Source organism: Streptomyces sp. NPDC049970 (assembly GCF_040660235.1).
Classification (GTDB): Bacteria; Actinomycetota; Actinomycetes; order Streptomycetales; family Streptomycetaceae; genus Streptomyces.
In genome coordinates, this window is the sequence record NZ_JBFALP010000003.1 from 236270 (window position 1) to 259066 (window position 22797).

A 22797-nucleotide genomic window follows, 5' to 3' on the forward strand; every position below is an offset into this window, starting at 1 on the left:
CGCCCCCGGACGGAGAGGCCACCATGCACACGCTCACCGACGACCCGATGGCCTCCTGCATGGTCCCCGTCCCGGCAGGCACCGTGGACCTGCGCGACGACCGCCGGGGCACCCGGTGGCAGACGGAACTCCAGCCCTTCCTGCTCGGCCGGTACCCGGTGACCACCGAACTCCACGGTGCCGTCACCGGCACGGGTCCGGCCCCGGCCACGAGCAGCGCCGAACCCGTCACGAACATCAGCTGGCCGGACGCCGTGGAGGCCTGCAACGCGGCCTCGGCCCGCGCGGGACTCGCCCCGGCCTACACCCGTGACGCGACGACCGGCGAGGTGGCCTGGGACCGCACGTCCGACGGCTACCGCCTGCCGACCGAGGCGGAGTGGCAGCACGCCTGCAAGGCGGGCACCACCGGATACCGCTACGGCGAGACCGACGCCATCGCCTGGTACGACGCCAACTCCGGCGGCCGGGCCCGTGACGTCGGGGGCAAGGCCCCCAACGCGTGGGGACTGCACGACATGCTGGGCAACGTCTGGGAATGGTGCTGGGACGTCTACGACGAGGAGGTCTACGGCGCCTACCGCATCTTCCGGGGCGGCGGCTGGGCCGAGTCCGAGCGCGGCTGCGGCGCCACGGTCCGCCGCCGGAGCCACCCGACGTTCGCGATCGACGACCTGGGGTACCGGCTGGCCCGCAGCGTCCTTTAATCGCATGCAAGATCGACTCCGTGTGCGATAGCTTCCTGGCATTCGAAGGGGGCGAAGTGACGAAGCTCAACCAGATCATCGCCGTGGAGAAGGGTGTCAAGAGCAAGTCGCTCCAAGACATCACCGCGGCCCACCACAAGGTCCAGAAGCCCGCGCTGCTGGCCGGCATCTCGCGTACGTACCAGCCGAAGGACGAGGAGGGCGAGCAACTGCCGCCCGAGTCCACGCGGGTACAGATCAAGGCCGAAGAGGCGCTGCGTGAGATGTCCGCGTCGCTCACCCGGCTGTTCGACGTGACCGCGACGAAGGACTGGGCCAACTGCTCGGCTCACGCGGACGTCACCGTCGACGGCCGTACGGTCGTGAGCGATGTCCCGGTCAGCTATCTGCTCTTCCTGGAGAAGCAGCTCACCGACCTCCACACCTTCGTGAAGAAGCTCCCGGTCCTGGACGCCTCCGAGTCCTGGTCGCTCGACCCGTCGACCGACTGGTGGAAGACGGACCCGGTGCGCACGATCCGGACGAAGAAGGTCCCGCGCAACCACGTCAAGGCCGAAGCGACCGACAAGCACCCGGCACAGGTCGACGTCTACTACGAGGACGTGCCCATCGGGTACTGGACGACCGTGAAGTTCTCCGGTGCGCTTCCGGCGCGGCGGGTGAACGAGCTGGTGGAGCGGGTCGAGAAGCTCCAGCACGCGGTGAAGTTCGCCCGCGAGGAGGCCAACGGCGCCGAGATCACCGACCGGCGAGTCGGAGACGCGGTGTTCGGCTACCTGTTCGGCTGACCGTGCACGAGCTCGTCGGCCTCGGACACGAGGCGGCATCCCAAAAACGCCCCCGCGCCAAGTCGTGGGGGTGCGCACCATGCGCGAGGCGGAACTGATCCGCCTCGCGTGATGAGCGCAAGCTGAAACTGACGTTCAGCCTGAAGACGCGGTAACGGTGGAGGTTCGAGTCCTCCCCCCGGCACCACATGCCGGGGTGGCCCAACATGGCAGAGGCAGCCGCGATCAATCTCAGACTCTCGCTCCAGCTTCAGTATCGCCGCCGACTGCCAGATCGACCGAGTGCGGACGAACACCGTTGAATGCTGGTTCGAATCCGGCCTGCGCCTCTTCCACGGCGCGGTAGTTCAAAGGCAGAACGCGACGGTATGACGACTGATCCGCACTCTTAAACGCGCTGGCAAGCGCAATTGGGTGGCAACCCCAGGGGCCCGGGAGCTGGATACGACTCCCGGGCTCCGCCACGCGCCTGGCAGGGCGTGGCGGCCGACGCGGGCCGCGGCGCTGTGTGCGGCCCGGACCACTGTCGCGAGCACCTCGCGGGCCGGATCCTGCGCCCCGAGGCGTCCCGCGCCTTCACAGCGTGCGCCACAGGTCAAAAAGCCTTGTCCGCAGGAGGGGGCGTCACGGACGGTTCGACGGTCGACCGGACGTAGACCCGTGTGGTGCCCGCTGCGAACTCGAGGGTGAAGAGGTCGACGCAGCGTTGGAGGTACTTGCCGGTGCGGGCAGGGGCGCCTGGTTCTAAGCGGAGCCGCCGCGCGAGTGGTGCCCCGAACCTCCGGCGCCGAATCCTGGACCGTTCCCGGCCGCCCATCGTCATGGTCTGAGCACGTCCGACTGACGGCCGAGCCGGAACTGCTGAGTCAACTGACCTTGCGGTTCGTGTGGCGGATACAGGCGCTCTTGTCCTGCATGCCGGAACTCCGGGATCATGTTCCGCGACCGCATCGGCCGTCGTTCGAGAGGGGCTTCGGAGAATGACGACACCACCACGCCGAGACATGGGGACCCGGGTCGCCGAGGCTCTGTCCTCGCAGGTGCTCAACGCTGTGGTCGGCATCGTCGGTCTCGTCGTTCCCGTCGTTGCCTGGGCGATGCAGCAGAAGCACCTGACCAACATCGTGCTCGCGGTCGAGACCGTGCTGCTGCTACTGATGATCGCCAATCACATGTGGTTACGCAGGATCTACATCCAGTTGCGCCGCGCGAATGACCGAGATATGGCGGACGCACGCTACTTCGCCATGATCCGTTCGCGGCTGGAGCGTGACTTGATAGCGGACTTCGGCGAGATCGCCGACGGCCACCTCCAGGTGTACGCGTCCGAGGTTCCTCGCCTGTCCGTGATGTTGTTCAGTGTCCTCATCGAGTCAGGGGCGCAGCCGCAGCGTGTCCTGGCTGCTGATCTGACCACCAACCCGAATCTGCTGACGGTACGGCGTGAGTACCTGGCCGCGAACCGTCGGCTGATCGAGGCCGGTGGGAGTGTGCAGAGGCTGTTCATCTGCTGGACGAACGATCTGGCACGGATCGACTTCGCTCGCTCTCTGCTGCAGTTGGTCGATCACCACCGCTCCCTCGGTGTGCAGTGTGCGCTGGCCGTCCGTGACCGGCTCCGGGCCGACCAGGCGATCGACTTCGTCGTCGTCTCCAAGGCGGCCGTGCTGGTCGAGGAGGAGCAGGGCGACGCCGAGTACCTTCGCGGCCGCTCATCCGTGTACTTCAAGAGCGTCGAGCGCTGGGCGGGCCGGTTCGAGTCGATCTGGGGCCACGGCTCGACCTCCGCCCCGTTCGCCCTGACCACCTACGAGGCTCAGGTACGCCCCATGATCACAGGACTGCACTGGGACGAGGGGGCTGTCCGGGCCGTCGTCGCACAGCTGTGACGGCCGTGCGGGGACCGGGGAGCGGGGCCTGAGCGTCTGCGGGGCGTACCGCTTAGACTGGCGTGATCAAGCTGGTTCCGGCCGGGAGGGCCGGTGGCACGACGGACGGAACGCGATGGCGCTCTCGATCACCAAGACGCACGGCAGTCTCAACGACATCTTCGTCGTCGAGGGGGCGCCCGGCGACCACTTCGCCGAGGCGGACGTTCCTCGAGCTGTTCAGCTGCTGTGCGACCGTCGCCGTGGGCTCGGCGGCGACGGGGTGTACTTCATCGCCGACAACGGTGACGGAACCGCTCAGGCGTACTTCTACAACCCCGACGGTTCCCCGTCCCTGCTGTGCGGCAACGGCATGCGCGGCGCGGGACGGCTGCTCCTGGACCGGTACCAGGCGGAACAGGTCGTGCTGCACACCGGGCCGTACTCCTTTACGGTCCGCGCCGCCGATACGACCCCGCACGGTGTCCGGCAGGTCTCCGTCGAGCTGCCTCCGGTCGACTTCGACCCGGCCGAACCGATCGTGGCTGGAGCGCGGGGTGCCGTCGTGGACCAGGCGCTGGCCGCCTATCACGCGACGCGTCACGTCTCCGCACTCGCTGTGCCGAACTCGCACCTGGTCACCGTGCTCGACGACGCCTACAACGAGGCCGAGCTCGTGGCCACCGGTACACGCGTGGCCAACACGCCCGAGGCCTTCCCGATCGGCGCCAACGTCTCCTTCGTACGTCCGCTCGCCGAGGCCGAGGTGTTCATCCGCACCTTCGAACGTGGTGCCGGTCTGACCCCTTCGTGCGGATCGGGTGTCGCTGCCTCCCGCGCGGTGCTGTCGCGCGTGGGGCGGGTGGAACCGGGGCAGCCCGTTGTGGTCCGCAATCCGGGCGGGACGGCCCGCAGCTGGATGCAGACCGGCGGCGCACAGTGGCAGCCGGTCCTGGAGGGCAACGGCACCAAGGTGTACACCGCCGAACTCGATCCGTCCACGCTGCTCGGCGCCGGCCCCGTCGAGTACAACGGTGAGGTGTTTCTTGATGAAGTCAATGCCTTCGCCGCTCTGAACAGCGAGAATCTGAAGGTACTGGAGGAATCCGGGATCGAGATGACAATGAAGGGCCCCGCAGTCACCTGAGAGTTGTCCACACGGGTGGCCACGGCCCGACCATGATTTCGGTCCGTCGAGCGGACATCTTGGGGGCGACGCGTGGTCATGGGACTCGGTGTCATCGCGGCTGGTATGGCGTTAAGGCAGGCGGACCGCTGGTGGTTCAGTCCCCAGCGCTCCCGCCGTACCCCGACGACGCTGCGGGGCATCAGGACAATGCAACGCGAGCGTGCCAACAACGTCACGCCGGCTCTGCTGCTGGCCGGGCACTGGATCGAGCTGGTCGGCTGGTGCTTGGTGGCCGCGAAAGGCGGCCCCATCGGATGGGCCGCCGCCGCTGCGGCCGGTGCGGTGAAGTTGCGACATCTGCAAGAGGTCAGTCACTTCGCCGTCCACGGTGTGCTGACGCGCAGTGGCCGGGTCGGCACCGTGCTGTGTGAGGCCGCAGTCCACGTCCCGTTGGGCTTCGTACCCGTCCCGGTCCGTCGGCAGCGGCATGTGCGGGAGCACCACCCCAACGCGACCGTGGCCGGGGCCGATCCCAACCTCCGTGAACTCCACGATGCGGGTCTGTGTACCGGGGTCACAGTCTCCCGCTTCCTCGGGGCCTTGGTCTTCCCACTGACTCCCAGGGGCGTCGCATCCACGGTGCGTGGTATCGCGGACAACGTCTCGCACGGTACGGGGCGATGGTGGCGTCTGGCCGGCTTCGTCGCCGTACCCGTGGTGATCACCGCGGCCGGGGGCTGGCAGGCGGCACTGTTCGGGTATGCCGTTCCGCGCCTGCTCCTGTATCCGCAGCTCGCTTGGATGTCTCTGCTCGTCGAACACCGCTGGTGGGACGCCGAGACCGTTCCTGGCACGCCCGCAGTGGTGGAGGCGGCGCGCTGTCTCCGCCTGTACCCGCGCAACGCGGCCTGGGCCCTGCTGGCACGCGGTACATGGCTGCCGTACGGCGACCTCTACCACTACGCGCACTCAGCGCATCCCGCGGTGCGCTGGAACTACCTGCCGGTCCTGGAACGGAGCATCCTCGGCGCTCCTGGGTACACCCCGGACGCGCTGTTGCTCGGCGACCAGGCGCTGGTACGCCATCATTTCCGGGCGCTGGCGGTGCGCGACGGGATGTCGAGCGCTGCTGCCACCGCGGCAGCGCGTGGGGCCCGTACCGCGCTCCGCAGGTGATGCGACGGGCGGTCCGGGAAGCATCCGGGACCACCCGCGCGCGATGGTGCGCAGATCAGGCAAGCTCATCGACGAACGCGCGCCAGGCGCCGTGACCGAAGGTGATGACGGGGCCGGCAGGGCGCTTGCTGTCGCGGATGGGGACGAGGTGGGGGAGGTTGCGGGCCACCTCGACGCACTCGCCCTGCCCTCCGCTGTAGCTGCTCCTACGCCAGGCGGCAATGGCTATGTCCGGCAGCAAGCGGCATTCCTGAGTCATCGTCTGTACTCCTTGGTGAGGTGTCGGATCAGGCTGAGTGAGTCCGTCGGCGGCAACGCCGAGGTGCGAGCGTCGTCGAAGAGATCGCGATATCGCGAGACTTCGGACTCCCGTTCCATCCAGATGTTGCCGGTTGGAGTCTCGGTCAGTACGAGATCGAGCGCCGACACCCGCGGAAAGCTCAACAACAGGTACGGGCCGAACATACCCGGATGCGCACCGCGTGAGAACGGCAGCACCTGGATGGTGATGTTGGGCCGTTCGGCGAGATCCGCCAGGTGCTCCAACTGGCCGTGCATCACGGTCTTGCCGCCGACCTGCTGGTGAAGGACCCCCTCCGCGAGGACTGCCCAGAGTTCCAACGGGTCCTCACCGGAAAGGCGTTGCTGCCTGGCCAGGCGCACCTGTACGAACTGGTCGATCTCCTCCGCTGTCTGCCACGCCCGGGAGGCGACTGTCACGGCCCGTCCGTACTCCGGAGTCTGGAGCAGCCCAGGCACCAGCTGTACCTGGAACGTCCTGATGCTGTCGCAGATCGTCTCCATCTCGATGTAGTCGCGGTAGGTGTCGGCGAGAACCGAGCCGTATTGATGCCACCAACCCTCGCGCCGACGCCTGTTGGCGGTACGGGCGAGTGACCCCAACCGCTCACGTGCGTCCAGCTCGACAACGGCGTAGGCGTGCATCAGGGCGAGGAGGTCGGGTGTGCGAACCGGCACGTGACCGTTCTCGATACGGCTGATCTTGCCCTTGGTGCAGTCGAGGACCTCGGCGGCCTCAGCTGTGGACAACCCGGCCTGCTCGCGGAAACGGCGTAGTTCGTCGCCGAGTTGGCGCCCGAGAACGGTGGATGGCTTGACGGATGGCATGCACCACTCCCTACCAGCATTCGGTGCTCGGTGTCTTCGGAACCCACGAAGGGGTGAATTGAGAGACAGCAATGCATTCAACGTTGCGCCAGTACGAAGTGTGCAGGCATTCTGTGTTGGTCGAGTCACCGAACGTCACAGGTGGACGGTGCTCGCGGTCCCCAAATCGCGGATCCTCAAGGAGCGTCAGCGTCATGGCAGAGCCCTCCGCTGTTCACGAACTCACCTTCAGGCTGGTGCGCAGTCGCAGCAGCGTTTCGAGAGCGCGAGCCGTTCTGCGCGCCAGGCTCGGCGAGTGGCGAGCGGAGCAGACGGTGGCAGAGACAGCGGAGTTGGTGCTCTCCGAGTTGGTGACGAACGCGCTGCGGGTCCCCGCACCGGGCGACCGGATGATCGGTGTACGTATCGGATGCCGGGAGCGGGGAGGGCTGCTGCGCCTGGAGGTGAGTGACGCGGGGGAGGGGCGGCCGGTGGTGCGGCGGTCCGGTGCGCTGGACACGGCAGGGCGCGGGCTGCTGCTCGTGGAGGCTCTGGCACACCGTTGGGGTGTGGACGAGCGTCGGGCCGGTATCGGGAAGACGGTGTGGGCCGAGCTGTTGGCTCCCGGCATCGTCCCCGTGTCCGGCGAAGGGGAGACCGACGTCGCGGCGGTGACCGTCCGGGCCGGTCAGAGCGTACGAGTGGGAGGAGGAGCCTGGCGCACGGTGCGCGGTGTGCGGAGTGAGCGGTACGCCTCGGGAGGGCTCTTCGTCATCGTGGCCCTGGACGAAGGCCCCGCTCTGCGGCTGCAAGCCGGAGACGCCGTGACCGTGCGGACGGGAGGCGCGGGTGGGGCAGGGGTGCTGCGCCCCGCCGGGAGTCAGGTCCTGCCCACGGGCGGCCCGGTGAGCGCGTCATGAGGTGGCTGAGGGAGAGGTTCCGTCGCCGTCGGCGTCCCGTGGGGGAAGCCGGGCCCCGGTTCACGGGCACGCTGAAGCGGGTGATCGGCGGTCGGCTCGTCGTCGTCGGCGAGGCAGGTGAACCGGTACCGCAGGTGCCGTCCCCACCGGTGCCGGCGCGTCGACGGGGCCGTGGTTCGCTTCGGGGGCACATCCGTGTCCCCGACACCTTCGACGACCCGCGCCCCAGCATCGCCGCAGCGTTCGGGGTCCGCTCGTGAGGTTCCTGCTCGACACCCGCGTGGTCATGTGGTGGCTGGCCGACGCCCCGCAGCTGTCCGACCGGATCAAGGACCTGATCGACAGCGAGCCCGCCGTCCACCTCAGCGCGGTGTCGCCGTGGGAGATCACCGTCAGGCAGTTCCTCGGCGAGTTCGAGGGCCCGGGGGACCTGGCCGAGCAGGTGCGCGACCTGCCCCTCGTCAGCGTGCCGGTCACCGCCGCCCACGGGGTGCGGGCGGGCAGGCTGCCGATACTGCACACCGACCCCTTCGACCGGATACTCGTCGCGCAGGCCCAGGCCGAAGGGATGGCCCTGGTCACCCGGAACGCCTGGATCCCGGAGTACGACGTACAGGTCGTGCGGGCCTGACCCGTACGTCGTCCTTCGGGCGCCCGGGCACCACCTGGGCTACGGGGGCGGTTCCTTCCCCGTAGCCCTTGCCCGTACGGCCCCGCTAGGCCTTTCGGAGCCGGGCGACGATGCCGTCCAGGTCGCGCTGGAACAGATCCGGCCGTACGAAGTGCCCGCCGGGCACCTCGTGCCACTCGTGGGGGATCCCGGCCGCGCCGAGGCCGGCCCGGAACTCCCGCTGGCCCGCCAGTACCTGCGTCTCGTTGACCGTGTCGAACCAGTTGACCGGGTCGGGGCTGGTGCCGGCGACCATGAAGACCCGCTTGTTCCGGTAGCTCTCGATGCGCTGCACGGGGTTGTCGGCGGTGACCCTGGCCTCGTCCCAGAGTGGCGCTCCGTAGACCGTGCCCCCGCCCAGTTCCACGGCCGCGGAGGAGACGTTGGCCCAGTGGGTGACCAGGCCGAAGTCCCGCCGCAGGCTGGCCGGTCCGGAGTGGGCGCTCACCGAGGCGAAGTGGCCGTAGTACTTGGCCGCGTACTTGAGCGCCCCGAAGCCGCCCATGGAGAAGCCGGAGACGGCCCGGCCGTTGTACTCGGCGTACGTACGGAAGTTGGCGTCGATCCACGGGATCAGCTGGGCGATGTGGAAGGTCTCCCAGTTCCGGGCCCCGGTGTTCGAGCTGACCGGGTTCGAGTACCAGCCCGCCGGGCCGCCGTCGGGCATCACGACGATGACCGGCTTGCCGGCCGTCCACGCGCGGATGCCCATTCGGTCGAACGTGATGAAGTCCTGGCCCGTGCCCCCGCCGTGGAACAGGTAGAGGACCGGGTAGGAACGTCCGCCGGAGTGGTAGCCGTCGGGAAGCAGGACGTTGACGGCGGGGTTCCAGCCGATGGCGTCGGTCGCGAAGCGGTAGAACCACATGCGGGGGTCGCTCTCGCCGCGCTCGACGATGCGGAGTCCGAAGCCGTCGCCCGCCGCGTGGGCCGCCGACGCCGAAGCCAGGACGCCTCCCGCGCCGAGGGCGGTGGCCGCGGTCACTCCGCCGAGAGCCTTGATGAGACCCCTGCGGGTCGGGTTGTGCGTACTCAAAGGGAACTCCTGGGGGGATGGAGGCGCGGCGGGACGGGACGGCGGGCAGGCGGATTCACGCGGAGTAGCCCTTCGGCGGGATCAGCGTGGCGAGCTGGTCGAAGGAGATCCAGTAGATCTGGTTGCCGCTGAAGGAGGCGGGGTCGGCTATGAGGACGGTCCTGTCCACCTCGTCGTAGCCGAAGACGGTGAAGTAGTGGTAGATCGTCTGGTCCGACGGGTACCCGGGCGGCTGGTTGCCGGGCGGGGCGACGATGTTGGCCACCAGCGGGTAGTTGCGGTCGATGTCGAACACGATGTCGTTCCAGAGCAGGTCACGCTGGCCCTGGGTGGGCGGATCGTTCGGCATCTCCTTGGTCTCGTACCAGCCCCCGCCCAGGTTCGAGTTGAGTACGCCGGTCACCTGGCCGATGTGGTCGGTGCCCGCCTCGGTGGTGCCGAGCTGCCAGGCGAGATCCCCCTGACTGGGCGGGGCCGTCCGGGCGGAGAGGGCGATGCGCGTCGCGGCCGGACCGCACCAGTACCCGGTCTCCTGGACCTGGTAGGCGATCTGGAGCCAGTGGGCGCTCTTGGTGCGCCCCGCGTCGACCTTCAGCCGGCTGCCCGGCTCGTCGAACCCGCTGAGGACGGCCGTGCCGGCCTTCGTGTCGTGGGCGAGTACGGACACGGTGGGGGTGGCGGACGGCTCGGTGGACGCCGTTGCCATGCCGGGCTGCAGAAGTGCTGCCACGGCCAGCGCCGCGATCGCCGAGGACACAAGTCTCTTACGCATGGGAGCTCCTGGGGGTGCGGGCCCGTGAGGGCGCGGCAGTGGGGGGTGCCCGTTCGTGTGCGAGAGCGGAATCAGCGTGATTGGCGGCCTGCGGGGAAGCAAGCGGTGAAAGCTCAGGCTTACCGGCGGACCTGTCCCCGCCGGCCGGGGCCGGCCGTCGCGCACTGAACGGGCGCGTGACCCTGATCAGGCGCACGCGTGTGTGGCCGCGCCCCCACGGTGCGGCCTTGCCCCACTCCTCCGGTGGCCATGGCGGGGTTCGTGGCCTCGACGAGTTCTGCTCCGTCGGGCCCCGCCGTCCGCCCTGCCTGACGTGCCGGCGCACGAGCGCCGTCGGCCGGGACCGAACGGGCCACGGGCGCTCACAGCGCCCTCAGGTGGCTCGCCCGGTCGACCGGAGCCCCCGGACGGCCGGGACCTCAAGGGTGATCAAGAAGGATGACCAGGACGCTCGGGAGGCAACCCGCTGAGGGGGCCGCCCGGTCCTGGGCGGCCCCCTCGGCCTTGACCGCAGGGGCGGTCGCGATCAGCGCTGGTGCCCGAGGCTCCGGGACCCGTATGTGTGCGTGGAGGTGTTGATGTTGTTGGTGATGTCGCCGACGGTGAAGTTGATCAGTCCGCCGCAACTGAGGAGGCAGAAGCCAGGGGTTGGACCGGGCGGATTCGGAGCTGCCGTGACCTGGGCGGTCGTGGTGTTGTTGGATGCGTCGCACTCAGCGTTGCCGTTGTAGGCGGCGGTGATGGTGTGCGCGCCGACGACGGTGAACGTGGTGCTGTAGCCGGCCTGACCGTTGGCGTTCACGGGCACTGTGCCGAGCTCGTCGCTGCCGTCGAAGAACGTCACGCCGAGCCCGCCCGTGGGGTCGGCAGGGCAGTCGACCGTCGCCTGCAGTTGCACCGTGGTACCTACCACGGCGGACTGCGGAACGGCCGTCACCGTGGTGCTCGACGGTACGGCCCAGGCGGGCGAGGCCAGCGCCAGCATGGCTGCGATGGCTGTGGAGACGACCAACTTCCCTCTGTGCTGGGTGATTCTCAACGGTTCGGCTCCTCGCTGTGTCGCCGGGCCCGCAGGGCGCGGGCGCCGCGCGCCCTCACGCTAGGGCGACGTCGCTCCCTTCCAGGGAGGCTGCGCCGCAAGTAACCTGCATGGATCAGTGGCCCGGAAGGTTCGTCCGGCAGTTGAGTGAGGGCGGAGCAATCGGACGCGTCGGGTGCTCGCGGCGTTCCGTCCTCCGCCGCCGGTGTCAGATGCCAGGCACGGCGACCCGTGTGTAGGTCAGCCCGGTGCTGGTGCCACCCGCCGTGGTGACGGTCACCGCCACCGGGCCTGCGGGGGCCGCGGGGGCGACCGCTGTGACCTGTGTGTCCGACACGACGGTGAACGGGACGGCTGTGGCCCCGAATCTGACGACCGAGGCCGTGGCGAGGTTCGTTCCCGCAAGAGTGACCACGGTGCCCGCTGTGGTCGGGCCACTGGTGGGCACCAGTGCCGTCAGGGTGGGCAGGGCGGCGTAGGTGAAGGCGACGGGGTTGCTGGTGCCACCCGGGGTGACCACCGTGATCGGTGAACTGTCCGTCCCCGGTGGGGCGGTGGCCGTGATCTGTGTCGCGGACACCACTGTGAAGGAGGCGGCGTCCGTGGCGCCGAAGCGGACGGCCCCGGCGTTGAGCAGATTGCTCCCGGTCAGTGTGACCACCACGCCACCGGCCGCCGGGCCCACGTTGGGGAAGGCGCTGGAGAGGGCGGGCGGTGCTGCGTAGAAGAAGAAGGCGTCCGGGGCGTTGGTGCCTCCCGGAGTCGTGACGGCCACCACGGCGGCGCCGGCACTTCCGGACGGCGTCGTAGCGGTGATCTGGGTGGCCGAGTTCACCAGGAAGGAGGTTGCCGCGACCGCGGCGAAGGTGACCGCCGTGGCCCCGGTGAACCCGGTGCCCGTCAGAGTGACCCCGGTACCGCCCGACGTGGGACCGCTGCTGGGCGACACCCCGGTGACCACGGGCACCTGTGACACGACGTAGGTGAACGTCACCGAATTGCTGTTGCCGGTCGGATGGAGGATGGTCACCGCCGCCGCACCGGCGGCGCGCGGCGGGCTTACAGCCGTGATCTGAGTGGCGGAGTTGACCGTGAAGGACGTGGCGCCGGTGCTGCCGAACCGTACGCCGGTCGCCCCCGTCATTCCGGTCCCGGTGAGGGTGACGGTGGTTCCCCCGGTGGTGGGCCCCTGCGACGGACTGACGGTGCTGATCGTGGGTGGCATGAGGATCCTCCTGTGACGGCCTGGGGGAGGCCCGGGGCGGCGCGGATTCCGGTCCGGGGCGGGAGAGAAGGACCGCCGCGCCCGGGGCATCGGCGGAGACGGGCCGTCCGTCCATCGGTGGATCGCATGGCCGGATGGCGGTAGGAGCGGGGCCACCGCCGGAAGCGGGGGCAGGGCAGGGTGCCGCCCGGTGAGGACCGGGCGGCACCCTTGGGTGAGGTCAGATACCGGGAGCCGCGACGTAGGTGAACGCGTCGGTGGCCGTGTCGGAGTCGGCCGCGTTCGTCACCACCACGTCGACCGCGCCGGCGGCGCCGGGCGGGGTCACCGCCGAGACCGTGGTGGAGTTCACCACGGAGAAGGGTGCCGGATTGCCGTCGAAGGTGACTGACTCGGTACTTCCGAGGTTGGTGCCGGTGATGGTCACACCCGTACCGCCGGACGTCGGCCCGGAGGTCGGCGAGACGGTGGCCACCGTGGGAGCGTCCACGTAGGTGTAGGTCAGACCGTTGTTGGTCCCGCCGGCGGTGGTCACACTCACTCCGACGGGGCCCGCCACTGCGCCGGCAGGCACGGTGACGGTGAGCTGGGTGTCGGAGACGACCGTCGGCGTGGCGGTGTTGGCTCCGAAGGCCACGCTGGTGGCCGTCGCCAGCCCGACACCGTTGATCGTGACCGTGTTGGTGCCCGCCAGTGGGCCGGAGGTCGGCCCGAGCGAGGACTTGAACGGTGCTCCGACGTAGAAGAACGGAACCGGGTTGCTCGTGCCGCCCGGGGTCGTGATGGTCACGCCTACCGGGCCGGAGCCGGACGGCGAGACCGCGGTGACCTGCGTCGGAGAGACGTTGGTGACGCTGGTGGCCGGCTTGCCGCCGAAGGTGACGGCGGTGGTGCCGGACAGGTTCGTGCCGGTGATGGTCACCAGCGTGCCACCGCCGGTGGATCCCTGATTCGGAGAGATGGGCATGAGGAGACTCCTCGCTGAAGGACGGGACAGAGGGCACACGGCGGAACCGGGGGATCGCCGGGCCGGCCGTCGCGGAGGGCCCTTGCGGGGTGGGCGGCTGAACTGTGCCGTCGACGGAGTTCCCCTGTAGGCGCACAAAGGAAGAACCGGCAGGCACCGCCCTTTACCGAATTCCCCGGTCATGGGATGGGCGGCCCACCGGTTCGCTACCTCAAGTACGCCACAAGGAAGCATTTCTGACAAGAGGTCAATCAAGTGATTCAAAGGGCAAAGGGTGCGATGCGGCGCGCGCCGCCGTCCCACCGGCGTACGCCACCGAGGTCGGTCCGGTGCACAAAGAAACCAGCCGGCACCCTCATGAAGCGGTGCCGACCGGTGTTCCAGCATCTCGGGGTGCCCATCGCGATCCCGGAGGGCCGCACCCTCCCCACGTGTGAAGGGTGACAACTCACCCGGACACCACGCGCCCCGAGCGATTCGGGCTGCCCATCGGTTGGGCGCGCCCCAAGTAACGAACGGCCAGGCATATGCCACAAGCTCCAGGTCGTCCTGTCACCCGATTGGAGCAGTTGTTCGGGGCGGGAGTGTCCGGTGCGTGCTTCTGGGGCGGTGCCCCCGCTTCCCGGACAAGGGAGGCGGTAGCCCTCAGCGCAGTCGCGCGCGCTCCTCCAGGGCGAGCATCGCGCGGCCCTCGGTGGTCGCCACGTGGAAGGCCCGCCCGGCCCTGCGGACCGTCGTGATCAGACCGGCCGCGCGCAGGACGTTCACGTGCTGGCTCACGGCGGGGTGGGTCACCCGCAGGAGACGGGCGGCCTCGACGGTGGAGCAGCCGGTCAGGCTCGCGCGCAGAATCCCGGCCCGCGTGTGTCCCATCAGCGGCCCCAGGGGGCCGAGCTCCTGCCCGGCGCCGGTGCCGGGGGCGGGGCCGGCCCAGTCCGTGGCGTGCTGGATGGGGTAGACGAGAACGGGGGGCAGCGCTCCGTCCGCGAGGGTGGTCGGCGTGGGCCAGCAGAAGAACGACGGCTGGAGCACCAGACCCCGTCCCTCCAGGCGCAGTTGCTGTTCGACGGGATAGGCCACCTCCAGGACGGGGGGCCGCCAGCGGAACTGCGGGCCGAGACCGTCCAGCAGCCCCTCGGTGCCGCGGTCCAGCAGGCTGTACAGCCGGACGGCACGGTCCGCGTCGATGTGTGCCTGGACACGTGGCCAGTACGGGGCCAGCGCCTCCAGCTGGTAGGTGTGGAGGGCGTCACCCAGCCCGCGCAGGGCATCGGCGTCGCCCGCGGCCAGGGAACGTACCCAGTCGGGCGGTCGCGGAGGGCTCGCCAACTGGGTCAGGTCGGTGCGCAGCCGTGGGTGCGGAGTGCTCATCAGCACGTCGAGGGCGGCCTGCAGGGTGGTGCGGTCACCGGCGGTGGGAGTGAGGAAGTCGGGGGAGTAGCCGCGCGGCGGCAGCAGGCCCGCCAGCAGCGTGCGACCGCCCGAGAGCCTCGGCCGGGCCCAGCGTCGCCACGCCCCGAACACCCTTTCACCGTCACGGCGTTGGAGGGTCTGCACGCTGTTGGTGATCTCCCAGAGGAAGTCCGGCCCCGGGGCCACCCGGACCCGTGCCAGATCCTCGGACGTGAAGTGCACCCGCAACATGGGCCCTCCATCGAGAGGTGAAGGTGTGCCGATGCCGACCGCGAGCCGTCCATCGGAGCAACGGGGCTGTATCCACAGGAAGTTGCCCGCCGCCGCGGCCCGCCGGCTGCCTTCGGGCAGCGTACCCGCGCGAGATCGGAGAGGGCAGGCGGACGACCCGAATCCCGCGCTCCACATAGGTCCCGGTGACGGCGGGGCCGTGGAGGCCCTGGAGCTGTGCGGTGTCAGAGGCTGGACGGTTGACGCGGGGGAGTGCCACTTCCACGAGGGGGCGGCGGACGTGATCACGCGACGTGACGAGGCGGGGGCACCATCCGCGGGCGACCGGCCCCCACTCCGGCCCGGCCTCGGCGCGAGGGAAGTCCCCGTATGTACGGCAGCCGGCACACTCCATCAGGGGCATGGAAAAAAGACCCTCTGCTCAGTGCTTCCACTGGTCAGAAGGTCTTTTTCGGCACTTCCTGCGAAGTGCCCCCGGCAGGATTCGAACCTGCGCACCCGGCTCCGGAGGCCGATGCTCTATCCCCTGAGCTACGGGGGCGAAACCGCCGCACTGGGCGGCGACGAGTGAAACCCTACCAGCTCCGGGCCGGTGTCCGGGACCGGTATTTCCGCGTCGCCGGCACCGGTGCGGGCCCGCTGTTCGGCCCCGGTGCGGGGCCTGGCCCGGCAGTCGTGCGAGGGGGCTCGGGGAGCGGGGCCGAGCGGCTGCCCCGCCGCCCCCCGGCGGGCAGAAGTGGGCAAAACCCGGACGCGGCTCCTCCGCTCGACCTACCCTCGAAGGGTGTCAGGGGCGTACGGCCGCGTGCTTGTTGTGGACGACAACAAGGTCATCCGGCAGCTGATCAGGGTCAATCTCGAGCTGGAGGGCTTCGAGGTCGTGACCGCGGCCGACGGCGTCGAGTGCCTGGACCTGGTGCACGAGTTCCGCCCGGACGTGATCACGCTGGACGTGGTGATGCCCCGGCTCGACGGAATCCAGACCGCCCTCCGGCTGCGCGCGGATCCGAGGACCGGCCATCTTCCCGTCGCCGTGGTGAGCGCCTGCACGCCCCACGAGGTGGACTCGGGGGTCGCCGCCGGGGTCGACGCCTTCCTGGCGAAGCCGTTCGAGCCGAGCGATCTGGTGAGCATGGTGCGGCGGCTCGCCGAGCGCAGGGGTGCCGAGCCGCTCGACGGCAGGCGTGGCGCGGGGACGGCCGGGAGTGCGACGGGCTGAGCCCGCGTCCAGGAGCGCGGCGGGGGTGCGGATGCCGCCGTGTGACGCGGGTCGAGCGGATCCCGCTGAGCCGCGCCGCCGGACGGGTGTCCGGGAGGCTCGCTGCCCGTATGGCGAAACCGGTTGGCGAAGTGCCCCCCTTCCTCCCATACGCTTGGCCCGTGACCCCCGCAGATCTCTCCCGAACCGTGGTGCGCGCTGTGCGCCGCGCGGTCGACGAGGGTGCCCTGTCCGCCCCCGTGCCCGTCGGCGTACGGGTCGAGCGGACACGGCCCGGCGGCACCGGTGACTACGCCTGCGCCGTCGCCCTCCAGCTGGCGGGCCCGGCCGAGCTCCCCGCCCGCGAGGTCGCCGCGCTGCTGCGGGACCGGGTCGTCGGCGCGCCCGGGATCGGGCGGGTCGAGATCACCGGACCCGGCTTCCTGAACTTCACCCTCGCCGCCGCCGCAGACGCGGCGGCCCGCTCCGCGCGCGTACGCCAGGTGCTGGACGAGGGCCTCCGGTACGGGTGGGGCACCGAGTACGCCGGGCAGCCCCAACGGCTCCACCACCGGCGCGAGGTCCGGGCCGCGGTGTTGGCCGACTCGGTGAGCAGGCTGCTGCGAGCGCGGGGCGCCCCGGTGCGGACCACCTGTGAGGAGGCGCCCGACCCCGACTGGGCGCGCCTCGGTGTGAAGGCTGACGCGCACGGGCGGCCCCCCTTCCCGCTGACGGAGACCCGGCCCGTTCCCGCCGGGGCCACGGCCGCCGAGCTGCTGGAGCGGCTGGGGGCCGACGCCACCCGCTGGGGCCTGCTGAGGCCCGCCGGACACGACCGCGCACCCCTCGGCGACAGCCTCCTCGTGCAGGTGGAGTCCAATCCGCTCTTCCTGGTCCGCTACGCCCACGCCCGTGCCCGCGCCCTCACGCGGGAGGCGGCGCGGCTCGGCCTCTCCGCCGCGTACGCCGACGACGTGGACGCGCCCGCGCTGCACGCGGCGATCGCCGACCACCCCGGTGTCCTCGCCGCCGCGGCCCGCCACCAGGCGCCCGACCGGCTCGCCCGGCACCTCGAGACCGTCGCGCACGCCTTCTTCGACTTCCACGACGCCTGCCCGCCGCTCCCCGTCGGTGACGAGAAACCCTCGGCCGCCCACCGCTCCCGGCAGGCTCTCGCCGAAGCCGCCGGGACGGTGCTCGCAGGCGGCCTGTCCCTGCTCGGCGTCAGCGCCCCCGAACACCTCTGAGAACCGAGAGAGCAGAGCAGAACGATGAGCCGATCCGCACACCCCGCCGGTCCCCGCCACGCCGACGTCCTTCCCGAGGGCCACTACACGGCGCCGGCCACCGACCTGAACGTCCTGGACGAGAAGGTCTGGTCCCGTACGGTCACCCGCGACGCGGACGGCGCGCTCACCGTCGGAGGGATCGAAGTGGCCCGGCTGGCCGAGGAGTTCGGTACTCCCGCGTACTTCCTCGACGAGAGCGACTTCCGGGCCCGCTGCCGCGCCTGGGCCGACGCCTTCGGACCGGACGCCGACGTGTTCTACGCCGGCAAGGCGTTCCTGTCGCGCGCCGTGGTGCGCTGGCTCACGGAGGAGGGCCTGAACCTGGACGTGTGCTCCGGCGGTGAACTGGCGACCGCGCTGGGCGCCGGAATGCCCGCCGAGCGCATCGCCTTCCACGGCAACAACAAGACCGTCGCCGAGATCGAGCGGGCTGTCGAGGCCGGCGTCGGGCGGATCGTGCTCGACTCCTTCCAGGAGATCGTCCGCGTCTCGCACATCGCCCAGCGGCTCGGCACCCGCCAGCGGGTGCAGATCCGGGTCACGGTCGGCGTCGAGGCGCACACCCACGAGTTCATCGCCACCGCGCACGAGGACCAGAAGTTCGGCATCGCGCTGGCCGACGGACAGGCCGCCGAGGCGGTCCGCAGGGCGCTCACCCTGGACGGCCTGGAGCTCATCGGCATCCACTCGCACATCGGCTCGCAGATCTTCGACATGGCGGGCTTCGAGGTCTCCGCGCGGCGTGTGGTCCAGCTGCTCGCCGAGGTACGCGACGAGCACGGCGTCGAGCTCCCCGAGATCGACCTCGGCGGCGGCCTCGGTATCGCGTACACGTCCGAGGACGACCCGCGCGAGCCGCACGAGATCGCCAAGGCGCTGGGCGACATCGTGACCCGGGAGTGCGAGTCCGCAGGGCTGCGCACCCCGCGGATCTCCGTCGAGCCGGGCCGGGCGATCGTCGGCCCCACCGCGTTCACGCTGTACGAGGTCGGCACGATCAAGCCCCTGGAGGGCCTGCGGACGTACGTCAGCGTGGACGGCGGGATGTCGGACAACATCCGCACCGCGCTGTACGACGCCGAGTACAGCGTCGCGCTCGTCTCGCGCACCTCCGAGGCCGAGCCGATGCTCGTACGCGTGGTCGGCAAGCACTGCGAGAGCGGTGACATCGTGGTCAAGGACGCGTTCCTGCCCGCCGACCTGGCCCCCGGCGACCTGATCGCGGTACCCGCCACAGGCGCGTACTGCCGTTCCATGGCGAGCAACTACAACCACGCCCTCCGCCCGCCCGTCGTCGCTGTCCGTGACGGGGAGGCGAGGGTGATCGTCCGGCGCGAGACGGAGGAAGATCTCCTGCGTCTCGATGTCGGCTGATGAAATTCGCATCTCAAAATCCGGACGGGTGGCAGAAACCCCCGTCCGGTGAGTGAGACTGGTCCACACATCAGAAGTATGAGAAACGAGGTCGGATGATGCGTACGCGTCCGCTGAAGGTGGCGCTGCTGGGCTGTGGAGTGGTCGGCTCAGAGGTGGCGCGCATCATGACGACGCACGCCGACGACCTCGCCGCGCGCATCGGCGCGCCGGTCGAGCTCGCCGGTGTGGCCGTCCGCCGGCCCTCCAAGGTGCGGGAGGGCATCGACCCCGCACTGATCACCACCGATGCGACCGCCCTGGTCAAACGGGGGGACATCGACGTCGTCATCGAGGTGATCGGCGGTATCGAGCCGGCCCGCACGCTCATCACGACCGCCTTCGAGCACGGCGCGGGCGTCGTCTCGGCCAACAAGGCGCTGCTCGCCGAGGACGGCTCCGCCCTCCACGCCGCGGCCGAGCGCAACGGCAGGGACCTCTACTACGAGGCGGCGGTGGCGGGCGCCATCCCGCTGGTGCGTCCGCTGCGCGAGTCCCTCGCGGGGGACAAGGTCAACCGGGTGCTCGGCATCGTCAACGGCACGACCAACTTCATCCTCGACAAGATGGACACCAGCGGAGCCGGCTACTCCGAAGCACTCGACGAGGCCACCGCCCTCGGATACGCCGAGGCCGACCCGACGGCCGACGTCGAGGGCTTCGACGCCGCCGCGAAGGCCGCGATCCTCGCCGGGATCGCCTTCCACACCCGGGTGAGGATCGGCGAGGTGCACCGCGAGGGCATCACCGAGGTCACTGCGGCCGACATCGCCTCCGCGCGCCGTATGGGCTGCACCGTCAAGCTCCTCGCGATCTGCGAGCGCGCCGCCGACGGCAAATCCGTCACGGCCCGCGTGCACCCCGCGATGATCCCGCTCAGCCACCCGCTGGCCTCGGTCCGCGAGGCGTACAACGCGGTCTTCGTCGAGGCCGAGGCCGCCGGGCAGCTGATGTTCTACGGCCCCGGCGCCGGCGGCGCCCCCACCGCGTCGGCGGTACTCGGCGACCTCGTCGCGGTGTGCCGCAACATCATCGGAGCGACCACCGGCCCCGGTGAGTCCGCGTACACGCGCCTGCCGGTCAGCCCCATGGGCGACGTGGTCACGCGCTACCACATCAGTCTCGACGTGGCCGACAAGCCTGGCGTACTCGCCCAGGTCGCGACGGTCTTCGCCGAACAGGGCGTATCCATCGATACGGTCCGACAGCAGAGCCGATATTCGGGCAGCGGCGACGAAGGCGCCACCGAGCAGGGTGGCGGCGGACGACGGGCGGGCGGGGACGGCGAGGCGTCCCTCGTCGTCGTCACCCACCGCGCGTACGACGCCGCCCTCTCCGGGACCGTCGAGGCGCTCCGCAAGCTGGACACCGTGCGCGGTGTCGCCAGCATCATGCGTGTTGAAGGGGAGTAAGGACCCATGACCAGCAAGGGCACCCACCAGTGGCGCGGCATCATCGAGGAGTACCGGGACCGGCTTCCGGTCACGAGCACCACGCCGGTCGTCACACTCCGTGAGGGCGGTACGCCGCTCGTCCCGGCGCAGGTCCTCTCCGAGCGCACCGGCTGCGAGGTGCATCTCAAGGTCGAGGGCGCCAACCCCACCGGGTCGTTCAAGGACCGCGGCATGACGATGGCGATCACCCGCGCCAAGGAGGAGGGCGCGCAGGCCGTCATCTGCGCCTCCACCGGCAACACCTCCGCCTCCGCCGCCGCGTACGCGGTGCGCGCGGGCATGGTCTGCGCCGTGCTCGTGCCGCGGGGCAAGATCGCGCTCGGCAAGATGGGCCAGGCGCTCGTCCACGGCGCGAAGATCCTCCAGGTCGACGGCAACTTCGACGACTGCCTGAACCTGGCCCGCAGCCTGTCGGACAACTACCCGGTGGCGCTCGTCAATTCGGTCAACCCGGTCCGGATCGAGGGGCAGAAGACCGCGGCGTTCGAAATCGTCGACGCGCTCGGCGACGCCCCCGACATCCACGTACTGCCCGTGGGCAACGCGGGCAACATCACGGCCTACTGGAGGGGCTACAGGGAGTACGCGAAGGACGCGCTCTCCACGCGCTCCCCGCGCATGTGGGGCTTCCAGGCGTCCGGTTCCGCACCCATCGTGCGGGGCGAGATCGTCAAGGACCCGGCCACCATCGCCACCGCGATCCGCATCGGCAACCCCGCGTCGTGGCAGTTCGCGCTCGACGCCCGGGACGAGTCGGGCGGCTTCATCGACGAGGTGACGGACCGTCAGATCCTGTCCGCCTACCGGCTCCTGGCCTCCCAGGAGGGTGTCTTCGTCGAGCCGGCGTCGGCCGCCTCGGTGGCCGGTCTGCTCAAGGCCGCCGAAGAGGGCAAGGTCGACCCCGGCCAGAAGATCGTCTGCACCGTCACGGGCAACGGTCTCAAGGACCCCGACTGGGCCGTCGCGGGCGCCCCGCAGCCCGTCACCGTCCCCGTCGACGCGGTGGCCGCGGCGGAGAAGCTGGGCCTCGCGTAACAGCAGGGCCGCCCGCTCCGGACGGACAGCGCATGGGAGGTGTGCGACACGCATCGTGCGCCTCCTGTGCGCCCTGTGTCGCCACGGAACCCTACTTCGATAAGCTGTACCCAACCCGCCCCGCCGCTCGCGCCGCGGTGCGCAGCCGTCGTGACTGCCGGGTCCCCACTCCTCGCACCACGGCACCCCACGTCTGCCGCAACACCCCGCACAACATCCCCGCCGCCGTACAGGAAGAGTCGTCCAACCGATGGCCGGTCCCGCGTTCCGAGCCGCCGCCGTCCGGGTGCGCGTCCCCGCAACCAGCGCCAACCTGGGCCCGGGCTTCGACGCCCTCGGCCTCTCGCTGGGGCTCTACGACGACGTCGTCGTCCGGGTCGCCGACTCCGGGCTGCACGTCGACATCGCGGGTGAGGGTGCCGAAACGCTTCCCCGCGACGAGAACCACCTGCTCGTGCGCTCACTGCGCACCGCATTCGACCTGCTCGGCGGACAGCCGCGCGGTCTGGAGATCGTCTGCGCCAACCGCATCCCGCACGGCCGTGGCCTCGGCTCCTCGTCCGCCGCCATCTGCGCGGGGATCGTCGCTGCCCGAGCCGTGACCACGGGCGGCGACGCGCGCCTCGACGACGCCGCGCTGCTGGAGCTGGCGACCGAGATCGAGGGCCACCCCGACAACGTCGCCGCGTGTCTCCTCGGCGGATTCACCCTCGCCTGGATGGACGGCGGCGCGGCCAGGGCCATCAGGATGGATCCCGCCGACTCCGTGGTCCCGGTGGTCTTCGTACCCGCCACGCCGGTGCTCACCGAGACCGCCCGTGGCCTGCTGCCGCGCACCGTCCCCCATGTGGACGCGGCGGCGAACGCCGGCCGTGCGGCGCTCCTCGTCGAGGCCCTGACCCGGCGCCCCGAGCTGCTGCTCACCGCCACCGAGGACCGGATCCACCAGGAGTACCGGGGGCCCGCTATGCCACAGACCGTGGAACTGGTGAACAGGCTGCGCGCCGACGGCGTTCCCGCCGTCATCTCCGGTGCGGGGCCGACCGTGCTCGCGCTGACGGAGGAGGGCTCGGCCGACAAGGTCGCCCGGCTGGCGGGTGAGGGCTGGGCCGCCAACCGGCTGGCTCTCGACGCCACGGGTGCGAGCGTGCTGCCGCTCGCCGCGTAATCGCACGTGATTGCCGGTGCATGAGAGGGGGAATGTTTGTTGGAGCCGGTAGTGTTAACCTCAAGTCAGCAATCGACGTCTTCGTGGCGCGTTGCTTCGTGTCCCCTTCCGGGACCACCACTCTTCCGGGAGCCTCCCCGACTGCCTGAGCAGCCTGCCTGAGCTTTCGAGCACGCTCCGGAACCGGCACGA

21 protein-coding genes and 1 tRNA gene are annotated in these 22797 nt (G+C 70.3%); 13 read left to right on the forward strand and 9 right to left on the reverse strand.

Annotated features, from left to right (window positions below; translation table 11 throughout):
• Window positions 1–23 precede the first annotated feature (23 nt).
• The 5 genes from AB0I83_RS07345 to AB0I83_RS07365 all read left to right on the forward strand — a co-directional run bounded on the left by AB0I83_RS07345 (window position 24) and on the right by AB0I83_RS07365 (window position 5668).
• Window positions 24–707 carry an SUMF1/EgtB/PvdO family nonheme iron enzyme gene (locus tag AB0I83_RS07345; RefSeq protein WP_356535871.1) on the forward strand — a complete coding sequence of 228 codons (684 nt, stop codon included), beginning with the start codon at window positions 24–26 and terminating at the stop codon, window positions 705–707.
• A 56-nt stretch (window positions 708–763) separates the two neighbouring features.
• The gene (locus AB0I83_RS07350; RefSeq protein ID WP_356839576.1) at window positions 764–1495 is read left to right on the forward strand and encodes a hypothetical protein; all 732 of its coding nucleotides are present in this window, start codon (window positions 764–766) and stop codon (window positions 1493–1495) included.
• Between the two features lie 980 nt (window positions 1496–2475).
• Entirely contained in the window at window positions 2476–3384 is a 909-nt protein-coding gene (locus AB0I83_RS07355) for a hypothetical protein (RefSeq protein WP_356535873.1), read from the forward strand.
• A gap of 115 nt (window positions 3385–3499) precedes the next feature.
• On the forward strand, window positions 3500–4510 hold the full coding sequence (dapF, locus tag AB0I83_RS07360) for a diaminopimelate epimerase (RefSeq protein ID WP_356839578.1): 1011 nt from the start codon (window positions 3500–3502) through the stop codon (window positions 4508–4510).
• Window positions 4511–4699: 189 nt separating this feature from the next.
• Window positions 4700–5668 carry a fatty acid desaturase gene (locus AB0I83_RS07365; protein WP_363303915.1) on the forward strand — a complete coding sequence of 323 codons (969 nt, stop codon included), beginning with the start codon at window positions 4700–4702 and terminating at the stop codon, window positions 5666–5668.
• A 55-nt stretch (window positions 5669–5723) separates the two neighbouring features.
• Here the strand turns inward: AB0I83_RS07365 and AB0I83_RS07370 are convergent, their stop codons facing one another.
• Together AB0I83_RS07370 and AB0I83_RS07375 are read right to left on the reverse strand one after the other, a co-directional pair.
• Window positions 5724–5927: a DUF397 domain-containing protein gene (locus AB0I83_RS07370; protein ID WP_363303916.1), complete on the reverse strand. Its 204-nt coding sequence runs from the start codon at window positions 5925–5927 to the stop codon at window positions 5724–5726.
• A complete protein-coding gene (locus AB0I83_RS07375) occupies window positions 5924–6796 on the reverse strand; it encodes a helix-turn-helix transcriptional regulator (RefSeq protein ID WP_363303917.1) in 873 nt (290 codons plus the stop codon). Before AB0I83_RS07375 ends, AB0I83_RS07370 begins: the two co-directional genes overlap by 4 nt.
• 194 nt (window positions 6797–6990) lie before the next feature.
• Between AB0I83_RS07375 and AB0I83_RS07380 the strand changes: the two genes are divergently transcribed.
• Window positions 6991–7695 carry an ATP-binding protein gene (locus tag AB0I83_RS07380; protein ID WP_363303918.1) on the forward strand — a complete coding sequence of 235 codons (705 nt, stop codon included), beginning with the start codon at window positions 6991–6993 and terminating at the stop codon, window positions 7693–7695.
• Between the two features lie 256 nt (window positions 7696–7951).
• A complete protein-coding gene (locus AB0I83_RS07385) occupies window positions 7952–8326 on the forward strand; it encodes a type II toxin-antitoxin system VapC family toxin (RefSeq protein ID WP_356535879.1) in 375 nt (124 codons plus the stop codon).
• Window positions 8327–8411: 85 nt separating this feature from the next.
• Here the strand turns inward: AB0I83_RS07385 and AB0I83_RS07390 are convergent, their stop codons facing one another.
• The 7 genes from AB0I83_RS07390 to AB0I83_RS07420 all read right to left on the reverse strand — a co-directional run bounded on the left by AB0I83_RS07390 (window position 8412) and on the right by AB0I83_RS07420 (window position 15589).
• Complete coding sequence (locus AB0I83_RS07390; RefSeq protein WP_363303919.1) at window positions 8412–9401, reverse strand: esterase family protein; 990 nt, start codon at window positions 9399–9401, stop codon at window positions 8412–8414.
• A gap of 55 nt (window positions 9402–9456) precedes the next feature.
• A complete protein-coding gene (locus AB0I83_RS07395; protein WP_363303920.1) occupies window positions 9457–10173 on the reverse strand; it encodes a C39 family peptidase in 717 nt (238 codons plus the stop codon).
• A 526-nt stretch (window positions 10174–10699) separates the two neighbouring features.
• On the reverse strand, window positions 10700–11212 hold the full coding sequence (locus AB0I83_RS07400; protein ID WP_363303921.1) for an Ig-like domain-containing protein: 513 nt from the start codon (window positions 11210–11212) through the stop codon (window positions 10700–10702).
• A gap of 208 nt (window positions 11213–11420) precedes the next feature.
• Entirely contained in the window at window positions 11421–12437 is a 1017-nt protein-coding gene (locus AB0I83_RS07405) for an IPT/TIG domain-containing protein (protein WP_363303922.1), read from the reverse strand.
• 220 nt (window positions 12438–12657) lie between these two features.
• Complete coding sequence (locus AB0I83_RS07410) at window positions 12658–13404, reverse strand: IPT/TIG domain-containing protein (RefSeq protein ID WP_363303923.1); 747 nt, start codon at window positions 13402–13404, stop codon at window positions 12658–12660.
• A 645-nt stretch (window positions 13405–14049) separates the two neighbouring features.
• Window positions 14050–15048, reverse strand: a complete 999-nt coding sequence (locus tag AB0I83_RS07415; protein WP_363303924.1) for a winged helix-turn-helix domain-containing protein — start codon at window positions 15046–15048, stop codon at window positions 14050–14052.
• A gap of 469 nt (window positions 15049–15517) precedes the next feature.
• Window positions 15518–15589, reverse strand: a tRNA-Arg gene (locus tag AB0I83_RS07420).
• A 195-nt stretch (window positions 15590–15784) separates the two neighbouring features.
• On the opposite strand from AB0I83_RS07420, the gene AB0I83_RS07425 reads away from it, so the two are divergent.
• The 6 genes from AB0I83_RS07425 to thrB all read left to right on the forward strand — a co-directional run bounded on the left by AB0I83_RS07425 (window position 15785) and on the right by thrB (window position 22605).
• Window positions 15785–16267 carry a response regulator gene (locus tag AB0I83_RS07425; protein ID WP_356839584.1) on the forward strand — a complete coding sequence of 161 codons (483 nt, stop codon included), beginning with the start codon at window positions 15785–15787 and terminating at the stop codon, window positions 16265–16267.
• Between the two features lie 161 nt (window positions 16268–16428).
• Window positions 16429–17493 carry an ArgS-related anticodon-binding protein NrtL gene (gene nrtL / locus AB0I83_RS07430; protein WP_363303925.1) on the forward strand — a complete coding sequence of 355 codons (1065 nt, stop codon included), beginning with the start codon at window positions 16429–16431 and terminating at the stop codon, window positions 17491–17493.
• A gap of 24 nt (window positions 17494–17517) precedes the next feature.
• Window positions 17518–18909: a diaminopimelate decarboxylase gene (gene lysA, locus AB0I83_RS07435; protein ID WP_356535888.1), complete on the forward strand. Its 1392-nt coding sequence runs from the start codon at window positions 17518–17520 to the stop codon at window positions 18907–18909.
• A 95-nt stretch (window positions 18910–19004) separates the two neighbouring features.
• The gene (locus AB0I83_RS07440) at window positions 19005–20360 is read left to right on the forward strand and encodes a homoserine dehydrogenase (RefSeq protein WP_363303926.1); all 1356 of its coding nucleotides are present in this window, start codon (window positions 19005–19007) and stop codon (window positions 20358–20360) included.
• 6 nt (window positions 20361–20366) lie between these two features.
• Window positions 20367–21437, forward strand: coding sequence for a threonine synthase (gene thrC, locus AB0I83_RS07445; RefSeq protein ID WP_363303927.1), 1071 nt, complete (start codon window positions 20367–20369; stop codon window positions 21435–21437).
• A gap of 250 nt (window positions 21438–21687) precedes the next feature.
• Window positions 21688–22605, forward strand: coding sequence for a homoserine kinase (gene thrB, locus AB0I83_RS07450; protein ID WP_356535891.1), 918 nt, complete (start codon window positions 21688–21690; stop codon window positions 22603–22605).
• Window positions 22606–22797: the final 192 nt, after the last annotated feature.